This window comes from Aeromicrobium sp. (assembly GCF_049586495.1).
GTDB lineage: Bacteria > Actinomycetota > Actinomycetes > Propionibacteriales > Nocardioidaceae > Aeromicrobium.
Window position 1 is genome coordinate 19,751 of record NZ_JBAVCB010000194.1, and the last position, 12,405, is coordinate 32,155.

The 12,405-nt window shown below is 68.3% G+C and carries 11 protein-coding genes; 6 read left to right on the top strand and 5 right to left on the bottom strand.

Going from position 1 to position 12,405, the window contains the following annotated elements; genetic code table 11:
- Position 1 precedes the first annotated feature (1 nt).
- The 3 genes from WB508_RS10270 to trpS are packed head-to-tail and all read right to left on the bottom strand — an operon-like array spanning position 2 to position 2,388.
- Positions 2-796 (bottom strand): hypothetical protein, encoded by a 795-nt coding sequence (locus WB508_RS10270; RefSeq protein ID WP_423844788.1) that lies wholly within the window; start codon positions 794-796, stop codon positions 2-4.
- A gap of 39 nt (positions 797-835) precedes the next feature.
- A complete protein-coding gene (locus WB508_RS10275; RefSeq protein ID WP_423844789.1) occupies positions 836-1,363 on the bottom strand; it encodes a 2'-5' RNA ligase family protein in 528 nt (175 codons plus the stop codon).
- The gene (gene trpS, locus WB508_RS10280; RefSeq protein WP_423844790.1) at positions 1,360-2,388 is read right to left on the bottom strand and encodes a tryptophan--tRNA ligase; all 1,029 of its coding nucleotides are present in this window, start codon (positions 2,386-2,388) and stop codon (positions 1,360-1,362) included. The genes WB508_RS10275 and trpS overlap by 4 nt, the downstream gene beginning before the upstream one ends.
- A gap of 42 nt (positions 2,389-2,430) precedes the next feature.
- Here trpS and galK point away from each other — a divergent pair, with 42 nt between their 5' ends.
- The 5 genes from galK to WB508_RS10305 are packed head-to-tail and all read left to right on the top strand — an operon-like array spanning position 2,431 to position 7,597.
- Positions 2,431-3,504 carry a galactokinase gene (galK, locus tag WB508_RS10285; RefSeq protein WP_423844791.1) on the top strand — a complete coding sequence of 358 codons (1,074 nt, stop codon included), beginning with the start codon at positions 2,431-2,433 and terminating at the stop codon, positions 3,502-3,504.
- Positions 3,501-4,325 carry a prephenate dehydratase gene (locus WB508_RS10290; protein ID WP_423844792.1) on the top strand — a complete coding sequence of 275 codons (825 nt, stop codon included), beginning with the start codon at positions 3,501-3,503 and terminating at the stop codon, positions 4,323-4,325. Before galK ends, WB508_RS10290 begins: the two co-directional genes overlap by 4 nt.
- 17 nt (positions 4,326-4,342) lie before the next feature.
- Entirely contained in the window at positions 4,343-5,410 is a 1,068-nt protein-coding gene (locus WB508_RS10295; protein WP_423844793.1) for a GNAT family N-acetyltransferase, read from the top strand.
- A complete protein-coding gene (purU, locus tag WB508_RS10300; protein WP_423844794.1) occupies positions 5,407-6,219 on the top strand; it encodes a formyltetrahydrofolate deformylase in 813 nt (270 codons plus the stop codon). Before WB508_RS10295 ends, purU begins: the two co-directional genes overlap by 4 nt.
- Before the next feature lie 31 nt (positions 6,220-6,250).
- Positions 6,251-7,597, top strand: a complete 1,347-nt coding sequence (locus WB508_RS10305) for a flavin monoamine oxidase family protein (protein ID WP_423844795.1) — start codon at positions 6,251-6,253, stop codon at positions 7,595-7,597.
- On the opposite strand, the gene WB508_RS10310 is transcribed toward WB508_RS10305, so the two are convergent.
- Positions 7,587-8,918, bottom strand: coding sequence for an MFS transporter (locus tag WB508_RS10310; protein ID WP_423844796.1), 1,332 nt, complete (start codon positions 8,916-8,918; stop codon positions 7,587-7,589). The genes WB508_RS10305 and WB508_RS10310 overlap by 11 nt on opposite strands.
- Before the next feature lie 25 nt (positions 8,919-8,943).
- On the opposite strand from WB508_RS10310, the gene WB508_RS10315 reads away from it, so the two are divergent.
- A complete protein-coding gene (locus tag WB508_RS10315) occupies positions 8,944-10,539 on the top strand; it encodes a phospholipase D-like domain-containing protein (RefSeq protein ID WP_423844797.1) in 1,596 nt (531 codons plus the stop codon).
- A gap of 167 nt (positions 10,540-10,706) precedes the next feature.
- Here WB508_RS10315 and recD read toward each other — a convergent pair.
- Positions 10,707-12,405: exodeoxyribonuclease V subunit alpha (gene recD, locus WB508_RS10320; RefSeq protein ID WP_423844798.1), on the bottom strand; the 1,699-nt coding region annotated here is incomplete at its 5' end.

Below are 12,405 nucleotides of genomic sequence, written 5' to 3' on the forward strand. Positions count from 1 at the left end.
CTCAGTTGATGAAGCGCGGGTCGGAGAACCAGCCAGCCGACACGGCCATGATGTAGAAGTCGGTGATGGCCAGACTGGCCAACGTCGTCCAGGCCAGCGCCATGTGACGCTCGTTGAGCCGGGAGACCCAGCCCCACAGCTTGTACCGCACCGGGTGCTGGGAGAAGTGGTTGAGTCGGCCGCCGATCAGGCTGCGGCACGAGTGGCACGACACGGTGTACGCCCACAACAGGACGACGTTGGTCAGCAGGACGATGTTGCCGAGCCCGAAGCCGAACTCGCCATCGGCCGTGACGAACGCCCGAATGGCGTCGTAGCTGTTGATCAACGAGATGGCCACCGCCGCGTAGAAGAAGTAGCGGTGCAGGTTCTGGCCCAGCAGCGGGTACCGGGTCTCGCCGGAGTACGAGGCGTGCGGCTCGGCCACGGCGCAGGCCGGCGGCGACAGCCAGAACGACCGGTAGTACGCCTTGCGGTAGTAGTAGCAGGTCAGCCGGAACAGCAGCAGGAACGGCAGGGTGAGCGCAGCGTAGGGAAGCCACCACACGTCGGGCAGGAACTGGCCGAAGTGGGACGAGGCCTCGACGCATCCGGTCGAGACGCAGGGCGAGTAGAACGGCGTCAGGTACTCGTACTGCTCGACGAAGTAGTGCTTCTGCATGAAGGCGCGCACGGTCGCGTAGGCCACCCAGGCCAGCAGGCCCAAGGCCGTGAACAACGGCGGGAGCCACCACCTGTCGGTCCGCAGTGTGCGCGCCGAAATGGCAGCGCGGCCAGCCAGTGAGGGTGTGGTCACGGTCACACCCTAGCCGGAGGTCAGCCGCAGGCAAGCACCTCAGCGTGACCCGAGGGCGAAGTGCCTTTCGGGCTTCCAGCCGGTGTGGTCCACCTGGTGGTACAGCGCGAACTCCGCGACCCGGAACTCGCACTCGAAGCCGGCCAGCGCTGCGTAGGCGTGATCGAGGGCTGGGTCGTCCAGATGGTGCGCCACCGTGACGTGCGGGTGATACGGGAACTCCAGCGCAGGATGACCCAGCGCGCCTCGGACCCGGTGGGCCAGCTGTTCAGTCTGTGCCGCTCCCTCGCTGACGGCGACGTACACCACCGGCGAGACCGGACGAAATGTTCCGGTGCCACGCAGCCGGATCGAGTACGGCGCCACGGTCGCAGCGGCCGTCTCGAGCGACACCGCCAGCTGGCCCAAAGCACTCGGCTCGACCTCGGCGGGCGGCGTCAAGGTGATGTGAGTGGGAATCGTGGCGGCCATCTCGTCGCCGAACTGTGCGCGGGCGTCGCGCAGCAGACTGCCGAAGGGTTCGGGAACAGCGATGGCCACGCCGACCGTGGTGGTCGATGGGGTCACGGGGTGACGAATCCGGACCGCTCGTAGACCAGCTCCAGGGTGGGCACCGCCACTTCGCGCGCTCGCGCGGCGCCGTCGGCCAGGATGCGGTCCAGCTCGGAGCGGTCGTCCAGCAGCTGGCGGGTCCGGTCACCGAAGGCGCCGACGAAGTCGGCGGTCAGATCAGCGATGGCCACCTTGAGGTGTCCGTACTGCTGGCCCTGAAATTCCGTGACGATGTCGGCGATGGGCCGATCGGTCAGCGCCGAGTAGATCGTCAACAGATTGGAGATACCCGGCTTGCCCTGCGGATCGAAGGAGATCTCGGTGCCGGAATCCGTGACGGCCGACCGAAACTTCTTGGCGACCTGCTGGGGGGTGTCGGTCAGGTCCACGACTCCGGCGTGCGACTGGCTGGACCCGCTCATCTTGGCGGTCGGGTCCTGCAGATCGTAGATCTTGGCCGCCGACTTCACGATGTGCGGCTCGGGCACCGTGAAGGTCTCGCCGAAGCGATGGTTGAAGCGCTGCGCCAGGTTGCGAGTGAGCTCGATGTGCTGACGCTGGTCCTCGCCCACCGGCACCTTGTCGGCCTGATAGATGAGGATGTCAGCGGCCATCAAGATCGGGTAGGTGAACAGCCCGACGCTGGACGAGTCCTGTCCCCCCTTGACGCTCTTGTCCTTGAACTGCGTCATCCGGCTCGCCTCGCCGAAGCCGGTGATGCTCCCCAGCACCCACGCCAGCTGGGCGTGCTCGGGCACGTGACTTTGGACGAACAGTGCGCTGCGGCCGGGATCGACGCCTGCCGCGATCATCTGAGCAGCGGCAACGTAGGTGCGCTCGCGCAACAGTGCCGGGTCGTACTCGACCGTGATGGCGTGCAGGTCAGGGATGAAGTAGAAGGCGTCGAACTCCTCCTGCAGGGTGACCCACTGCTTGAAGGCGCCAAAGTAGTTGCCCAGATGGTACGAATCGGCCGAGGGCTGTGCCCCGGAGAGAGCGCGCGGGCGACCATCCCGAGATTGCGGAGCCATGCTGTGCATTCTGCCAGCCGCCAAGGGAGCGCCGTCGCTAGGCTCAACCGGGTGACTGACGTACGGCACTGGATCGTCCCCGGGCGGGTCAACCTCATCGGTGAGCACCTCGACTACAACGGCGGTCCGGTGCTGCCGATGGCCATCGACCGAGGCGTCGTGGTCAAGGCGCGCCGTCGCGACGACGCGACCATCCACGTCTGGTCCGGTGGGCAGACCATCAGCTTCTCGACGTCGGTCGCCGTGGGTGAGGTCAGCGGCTGGGCGGCCCTGACTGCCGGAGTGGCGTGGGCTCTGGCGCAGGACGGCCACACCGTCCCCGGCGCCGACCTGGTCATCGAGTCCACCATCCCCTCAGGAGCGGGCCTGGCGTCCTCGGCTGCGGTCGCCTGCGGTGTCGCGATGGCGCTGGCTGACCTCGCCGGTGCCACCCTGGACCCCACGGCCGTCGCCGCCCTCGCCCGCCGCAGCGAGAACGACTACCTCGGCGTCCCATCCGGCGTCGTGGACCAGCTGGCGGTGGTCCACGAGGCGGCGAGCCTGATCAACACCCGCACGGGCGCCGTACAGCCGATCCCGATCGACTGGGGCGACGACGGCCTGTCCCTCGTGGTCATCGACACCGGCGTCCAGCACGCGATCGGGGGTGGCGAGTACGCGGATCGCCACGACGAGTGCCGGCGGGCGGCCGAGGTCCTCAGCCTCGGACACTTGGCCGATGTCACGCTCGACAGTCTCTTTCGTCTTGACGACGACCTTCTCAAGAGCCGCGCGCGTCACGTGCTCACCGAGACGGCCCGCGTGAAGGCGGCGGTTCGCGTCCTCGGTGCTCACGACTGGGCCCAGCTCGGCACCCTCCTCACGGCATCGCATGCGTCCCTGCGCGATGACTTCGACGTCAGCTGCCCCGAGCTGGACGTCACGGTCGAAACAGCCCTGGATGCCGGGGCCCTCGGCGCCCGGCTCACTGGTTTCGGATTCGGCGGCAGCGTCATCGCCTTGGCACCCACCAACCGGCTGCTCCCGTTACGCGGTGCGGTCGAGGCAGCGTTCGCAGCGCGCGAGTGGAAGACCCCGACACTGTTCACGGTCCGACCAGCGGCGGGTGCCAGACTGGACGGGTGAAGATCGCGTATCAGGGTGAGCCCGGGGCCAACTCCCACATCGTCTGCCGGGAGCACTACCCCGAGGCTGACGCCGTGGCCTGCGCGTCCTTCGAGGACGTGTTCGCAGCCGTCAGCGGTGGTGACGCCGATCTGGCCATGATCCCCATCGACAACTCGATCGCCGGTCGGGTCGCCGACATCCACCACTTCCTGCCGACCTCCGGGCTGCACATCGTGGCCGAGCACTTCTTGCGCATCCAGTTCAGCCTGCTCGGCGTGCCGGGTGCCACCCTCGACACGATCAAGACGGTGCACAGCCACGTGCACGCGCTGGGCCAGTGCCGCAAGATCATCCGCGAGCACGAACTCACGCCCATCATCTCCGGCGACACCGCTGGCGCCGCCCGCGAGGTCGCCGACGCTGCCGACCCCACACAGGCGGCCATCTCTCCACCGCTGGCCGCCGAGATCTACGGTCTTGACGTGCTGGCCTCTGACATCGAGGACGAGGACCACAACACGACGCGCTTCGTGGTGTTGTCCCGCGATCCCGACGTTCCGGCGCGGGGGCAGGCAACGATCACCACGTTCATGTTCAACGTCCGCAACCTGCCAGCGGCGCTGTACAAGGCGCTGGGTGGCTTCGCCACGAACGGCGTCAACATGACCAAGCTCGAGAGCTACATGGTGGGCGGGGAGTTCACCGCGACGCAGTTCCTCGCGGAGGTCGACGGCCATCCCGACGATCCCGGCTTGGCCCGCGCGCTCGAGGAGCTGACGTTCTACACCACCGACATCACGGTGCTGGGGGTCTACCCAGCCGACGAGTTTCGTCGATGAACGTGGACCAGTGGCCCATGAACGTACCGGTCCTGTCCGACGGAGTCGTCACCCTGCGAGCCCACGTCCCCGGCGACATCGACGACATGCTCGAGATGGCGCACGACCCGGACATGATCCGCTGGACCGCGATCCCCACTCCGCACACCCGGGAGATGAGCGAGCACTTTGCCTTCGAGCACATCCCTGCCGCGTGGAACAAGGGAGCCTCGCGACATTGGGCCATCGAGGTGGATGGCCGGTACGCAGGCAGCGTTGACATCCGTCAGGAACCGATCGCCGACATCGGTTTCGCCCTCCACCCCTGGGCCCGCGGCAGCGGCGCCATGACCCGCGCGGTCCGGCTCGCCAACGACTGGGTGCTGACCAGCACGGGCGTCGAGATCATCCACTGGCGCGCCCACGTGGGCAACGAGTCTTCATTGCGGGTCGCTCACGCTGCCGGTTTCACCCTGCACGGCACCACCCCAGGCATCCTGCACGAACGCGGACAGGTGCTCGATGCCTGGACCGCCTCCATCCGCTTCGGCGACGCACCGGTGCCGAAGCAACCGTGGGTGGGATCGACGGTGCTGGAATCCGACCGGCTGCGCCTGCGACCGATCACGAGTGCCGACATCCCCCGCAGCATCGAGGCGTGCACCGACCCCGACAGTCGGCACTGGCTGGCCGGGCTCCCCTCGCCGTACACGCCGGCCGTCGCTCAGCAGTACGTCGACGACTGCGTCTGGCTGGCTGCCACCGGCACCAAGGCGACCTGGTGCATCGCCGACCGGGAGACCGACACCCTGCTGGGCAACGTCGCCGTGATGGACCTGCGCAACACGTCCGGCGAGATCGGCTACTGGATGCACCCGGACGCGCGCGGTCGCGGGCTGGCGAAGGAAGCAGTCGCCCTGGTGATCGATCACGCCTGGTCCGAGCTGGGCCGAGATCGTCTGACGCTGTACGCCGCGGCCGGCAACGCGGCCAGCAATGCGGTGGCTCGGGCCACCGGCTTCACCCCGTTCGGCACCCAGCACCAGGCCGAGCCGCTGGGCGACGGGACCCATGACGACGCCATCGGATATGAGTTGCTGCGATGAGCCACATCCTGACGCTCTCGTGCCCTGACCGTCCCGGGCTGGTCTTCGCCGTGACCCGGTGGATCGCCGAGTCCGGCGGCAACATCCTGGACAGCCAGCAGTTCACCGACACCAGCGACGGAGAGTTCTTCCTGCGGGTGCACTTCGAGCACTCGGACCCGCCTGACTTCGGTCCGGTGGCCGCGGAACATGCGATGAACTTTCGACTCGGCGTGGCCGAGCGGCCGATGCGTGCCTTGGTCATGGTGTCGACAGAAGGTCACTGCCTCAACGACCTGCTGTACCGGCAAAGCACGGGTGGGCTCAACATCGAGATTCCTGCCGTGGTGTCCAATCACGAGGATCTGGCGAAGCTGGCCGCCGCGTACGACATCTCGTTCCATGCGGCTGTGGATCGAGTCGAGGTCGAGGCGCTGATGCTCGGGCTGGTCCGCGACCTGGACATCGACGTGGTGGTGCTGGCCCGCTACATGCAGATCCTCAGCGACGACGCCTGCCGCGCCTTGGAGGGCCGGGCGATCAACATCCATCACAGCTTTCTGCCCAGCTTCAAGGGCGCTCGGCCCTACCACCAGGCACACGATCGTGGCGTGAAGCTGATCGGCGCCACCGCGCACTACGTGACAGCCGACCTCGACGAGGGACCGATCATCGATCAGGGCGTGCTGCGCGTGGACCACCGCATGACAGCAGCCGACCTCGCCCGAGCTGGCCGTGACGTGGAGTCCCAGACCTTGTCCCGCGCGGTGCAGCTGCACGCGGAGTCGCGCGTCCTGCGCAACGGTCCGCGCACCGTCGTCTTCGACTGAAACCGGCGAGCAGCACCACTAGGTTGGTCCCGTGCAGGCACAGACCATCGTCATCGGTGCAGGTGTGGCCGGACTCGTCGCTGCGGACCGGCTCGTGGCGTCCGGACAGGACGTCCTGATCCTCGAGGCCCGCACTCGCGTGGGCGGGCGGACCTTGACCGAAGTCATCCCCGGGATGCCCGACCTGCGCGTCGATTCAGGCGGACAGTGGATCGGCCCCGACCAGCGCCTCCTGGCCGACGAGCTGGAGCGGTTCGGCCTCACCACGATCGATCAAGGGGGGCACGGCGAGACGCTCATGAGCCTGCGCGGCACGACGGCTCGCTATACCGGCCGCACCCCGCGGCTGGGGCCTGCGACGCTCGTCGACGTCGGCCAGGCGATGGCGCGCTTCGAACGTCTCGCGAAGCGAGTCGACCTCGAACAGCCCTGGCGGACCCGCGACGCGGGACGGTGGGACGGGCAGACCTTCGAGACATGGATTCGACGCACCTGCCACACGGACACGGGTCGGGACTTCTTTCGAATCGCCTGTGAAGCCGTGTTCGCGACGACCCCGGCCAATCTGTCGTTGCTGCACGCCTTGTTCTACAGCAAGTCAGGCGTCAGCCTCGAGCACCTCATCAGCACCGAGGGCGGCGCTCAGCACGCACGGGTCGACGGCGGCATGCAGCAGCTCTGCGAACGCCTGGCCGAGGGCCTGGGCGACCGGGTACGGCGAGATGAACCGGTCACCGCCATCGATCACGGCACGGACGGCGTGCTGGTGACGACGACCACCGGCCAGCACCGGGCCGACCACGTCGTGGTGGCGATTCCGCCCACGCTGGCCGGCCGAATCACCTACGACCCGCCACTGCCCCCCAGCCGAGATGCGCTCACCCAGCGCATGCCGCACGGCTCGGTGATCAAGTGCCACGCCGTCTACGACCGGCCGTTCTGGCGCGAAGAGGGCTTGAGCGGCGAGGCCACCGGTGACACGTTTCCCGTCAAGGTGATCTTTGACGCCACCCCACCTGGAACCGGCCAGCCCGGCATTCTGCTGGCGTTCATCGAAGGCGCCGACGGGCTCGCCCTGGGTGCGGTCGGCGCGGCTGACCGCCAGGCGGCGGTGACCGAGGTGCTGACCCACTATTTCGGCGACGCGGCCAGGCAGCCCCTGGCGTTCATCGAGCGCGACTGGACCGCCGAGGAATGGACTCGAGGCTGCTACGGCGCGCACCTCCCGCCCGGTGCGTGGACCCAGGTGGGTCACGCGCTGCGCGAGCCGATCGGACCAATCCACTGGGCCGGGACCGAGACCGCAGTGCGATGGTGCGGCTACATCGACGGAGCGATCAGTTCCGGCGAACGTGTTGCCCGCGAGATCAGCGGCTGACCAAGGTAGGACGCTGGACCACCAGCCCCACCGCGAAGATCAGCAGGCCGAGAACGGCCAAGCCGGCGCCGACGATGCTCGCGGCGTTGTATCCGAAGCCTGCGGCGATCACCACCGAACCGAGCGCCGCGCCAAGGCCGTTGGCGACGTTGAGCGCCGAATGATTGAGCGCGGCGCCCAGCATCTGCGCATCGCCGGCTGCCGTCATCAGACGGACCTGCAGCGAGATGGCCAGTACCGACCCGAGGATGCCGACGGTGAACACCAGCACGAGCGCCGGCACCACGTAGGGACCGAAGATCCAGAACAGCAACAGCGCCACTGCCATCGAGGCGAAACCGATGAGGATCGTGCGCTCGTCGTTCCAGTCGGCCAGGATGCCGGCGAGCCACGAGCCGATCACGCTGCCGACGCCGAACACCAGCAAGAACACGGCAATCCACTGCGCATCGAGCCCGATCACCCGCGTGACGATGGGGGCGATGTAGCTGTACATCGCGAACAGACCCCCGAACCCGACCATGCCCGCAGCGACCGCGAACAGCACCTGCGGGCGCTTGAGCGCGGAGAGCTCCCCCCGCACAGAAGCATCCAGGTTGGCTGGCGAGTGTGGCACGAAGGCGGCGATCATCACAGCTGCGGCGATGGCGATCATGAGCACCGCCCAGTAGGCGCTGCGCCAGCCGAGAGTCTGGCCAAGGAGCGTGCTGGCCGGGACGCCGGCGACCGTGGCGACCGACAGCCCCAGCATGACGGAACCGACGGCACGACCCTTGTGCTCTGGCCGAACCAAAGAGGCGGCTAGCAGAGACGCGACACCGAAGTACGCGCCGTGTGGCAAGCCGCTCACGAAGCGTGAGAGCAACACCGGGAGGTAGCCACTGGCCATCGCGGTGATCGCGTTGCCGACGCCCAGGGCCAGGATCAGCCCCATCGCCAGCTCACGCTTGGGCAGGCGCGCACCGAGCGCCACGATGACAGGCGCGCCGACCACGACGCCGAACGCATAGGCCGAGATGATGTGACCCGTCGTGGCGTTCGACCGGTCGATGCCGACCGCGATCTCCTCGAGCAGCCCCATGGTCATGAATTCAGTGGTCCCAATCGCGAAGCCGCCAAGCGCAAGCGCCAGCAGCGCCGCACCGACATGGGTGGGGCGCACCTCCCGACCGGGCGCGGCGGTCATCGTCTGGGTCACCACACCATGATCAACCCCATGCGCGCCCAGACATTCCCCGCCGCCGACGACAGTGACGCGCGCCTCACCGCGGACCGACAGCACCACGTCCTCGAAGATCTTGGACAGACTCGCGATCATCATGCGCCACATGTGCCATGGTGAGCGGGTGCCCGAACCAGTCGACATCGTTGATTGGCTGCTGCCTCCCGATGAGCGGGGCAACGCACAGACGCGGATCGATGCTGCTCACGAGGGGCGTGCATGGTCGGAAAGAAACGCGGTGCGGCCCCTGATCCACGGCGCAACCTATTTTGCTGAGCTCTACGAGCGAATTGAAGCCATGGTGGCTGGAGACTTTCTGGCGTTCACCGACTGGCAGGGCGACGCCGACGAGCGGCTCACCGCCGAGCCGGGCAGCGAGGTACTGGCCGTGCTCGGCCGGGCCGCCGAGCGCGGGGTCGACGTGCGGGGACTGGTCTGGCACTCCCACGCGTCAGTCGCCATCGACGCCGAGGGAGACAATGCGGAGTTCGCAGCGCGGTTGCGAGCACGCGGCGTCGAGGCATGGCTCGACATGCGAGTGCGAAAGCGTGGATCGCACCACCAGAAGCTGGTGGTGCTGCGACACCGCGACGACCCCACACGAGATGTGGCGTTCGTCGGCGGGATCGACCTGTGCCACTCTCGCCGAGACGACGAGCAGCACGGAGGCGACCCGCAGTCCGACGAGATGGCCACGGAGTACGGCGCCACCCCGCCGTGGCATGACGTCCAGGCGGAGATCGCTGGTCCCGCCGTGCACGACGTGGAGACAGTCTTCCGGGAACGGTGGGAGGATCCGGCTCCGCTCGATGGCAGTCCCCGTCGCTGGCGGCTGCGGCGGACCACGCCACCGGGACTAACCCCATCTCCGAGTCGGTTGCCCCCGCAGCTGCCGCCGCCGCCGCCGGTCCCCGGCGGCGCGCACGTGGTGCAGCTGCTGCGCACCTACCCGCAGCTGCCGTCCCGCCACGACTACCCCTTCGCCGAGGGCGGGGAGAGAAGCGTGGCGCGCGGGTACACGAGGGCGATCGAACATGCCCGCCGCCTGGTCTATGTCGAGGACCAGTACTTGTGGGGGCGCCACGTGGGCCGCATGTTCACCACAGCCCTGGAGCGTCATCGCGATCTGTTCATCATCGGGGTGGTCCCGCTGTACCCCAACCTGGAGGGCGTGCTGGGACGACTACCGCAGCTGGAGGGCCGGCGCCGAGCAATGCAGGACCTGGTGCGGATCGCGCCAGACCGAGTGGCGGTCTACGGACTTGAGAATCATGCGGGGACCCCTGTCTACGTGCATGCCAAGACCTGCGTGATTGACGACACCTGGACGACGATCGGCTCCGACAACTTCAATCGACGCTCATGGACCCATGATTCAGAGCTCTCCGCCGTGGTCGTCGACCGAGATGGCGACTACGGCAGACGACTGCGCCTCACCTTGGCTGCCGAACACCTGGACCGAGCGGCGGCCGATCTGTCTGATGTGACCGCCGACTGCCTGGAACCAGAGGACATGTTCGCCACCTTCGCATCGAGTGCGGCGCGCCTCGACGCGTGGCACGAGGGTGGGAGCATCGGTCCCCGACCGGCGGGACGCCTGCGCAGCATCAAGCCCCCTGAGCTCGGGCCATGGGCTCGCGCGGTCGCCGCCGCCCCGTACACACTCCTGCACGACCCCGACGGGCGCCCACGCCGGCTGCGGCGCACGGACGACTTCTAGCGCTGCCCTCCTCGACTCCTGCACCGTCTCCGAGCACACTGGCGACGGCGCCACCGATCCGACATGTCGCCAGGGCACCGACTGGCTGCGCAGCACCGTGACCGCGCAAAGGTGTCGATCGCGGGCTGGCGTTCTGTGCCGAAAAGCTGACGGCCCGGGGGTGGCGGTCAGGAGCCGGAACGAAGTCGCTGGGCCAGGCCTGAGGCGCGCACCGCACGGCGATCGACTGCAGCCCGGATCGACGTCTCGGTGCCGATGATGCGCACCTGCATCCGCGCCCGAGTCACCGCGGTGTAGAACAGCTCGCGGGTGAGCAGCGCGGATTCCTCAGGCGGCATCACGACGGTCACGACCCCAGCCTGGGATCCTTGCGCCTTGTGGACTGTCGTGGCGTGCATCGTCTCGGTGTCGGGGAGGCGCGTGGTGGCCAGCGGGCGGGGGCCGTCGGCGGCCACGAGGGACACTTCCAGCCGCCCGTCGGGGAGTCGCATCGTGACCCCGAGGTCTCCGTTCCACACCCCGAGCGTCTGGTTGTTCGCCGTCACGAGCACGGGACGACCCGGGTACCACTCGGCGTAGTGGGTGATGCCGGTCGCGTCAGCGACGCCGCGCTCAACCCGCATGTTCCACCCGCGGACCCCGAATCGACCCTCGCGATGGGCGCACAGGAGTCGGTGTTCACCCAGCGCGGCCAGGGCGCGGTCGGTGTCCCCGTCCTCGGCTGCCCGCCACATCGCGGTGGCACGCTCAACGACGTCGGCGACCACCCCCTGCACGGCCGGAGCATCGTCTGGATCGATCAGCTGCACCGCCCGGTCGTCCGACCCCAGCTCGACCATGGCCGCGTCGACGTCGCCGCACCGCAACGCTTCGGCCAGACGCCCGATGGCTCCGCCGTACCGGTGCACCGTGCTGAGCCGGGCCACGGGTCGGGCGGCATGGTCGGCGAGTCCGTCGACGATGTCTGCGAGCACGGCTCCCGCCTCGATCGATGCCAGCTGGTAGGGATCGCCGACCAGCACGAGGCGTGCGTCGGGCCGCACCGCCTCCAGCAGCCGCGCCATCTGGGTCAGCGACACCATCGAGGTCTCGTCCACGACGACCACGTCGTGCGGTAGTCGGTTGCCCCGGTGCTGACGGAACCGCGTGGGATTGGGCGTCCACCCCAGGAGCCGATGAATCGTGGAGGCCTCCAGGGATCCGACCCGCTCGCGATCCTCAGGCTCGAGGTCGACCGCCTGCTCGGCCACGGCTTCCTGAAGACGGGCCGCCGCCTTGGCGGTCGGAGCGCACATCGCTACGCGGGGGCGACGTCCGGCCGCCAGCTCGTGCTGCTCGGACACCACGGCGAGCAGCCGGGCGATGGTCGTGGTCTTGCCGGTGCCCGGCCCACCGGTCAGCACCGTCGTGGTTCCGCGCAGCGCAGTCTCGACGGCGGATCGCTGTTCGGTGACGTCAGCTTCTCCAGCAAACACCCGGTCCAGCGCTGCGCTGAGCCAGCTGTCGTCGACCGGGGGTCGGGGCGAGTCCAACCGCTCGAGCAGATCAGCACACACCTGCCGCTCCTCGCGCCAGTACCGGTCGAGGTAGAGCACCGAGCCCTCGAGCCGAAGAATTTCGTGCTCGACCAGCGAGCTGGCCGCCACCGCAGCAATCCAGCTGTCCTGCTCGGGCCACGGGAGCTCGACCGGCTCATCGAGTGCTTCGACGGCCGTGTCGGACACCGTGGCCAGGTCGACGCAGACCGATCCGTGCCGAACAGCACGGACGGCGAGCGCCGCGGCCAGCCGCACCCGGTCATCCAGCTCGTCGACCATCGCCGCGGTGCGCGTGGCCACGTGGACGTCGGCTGCCGTGAGCACCTCG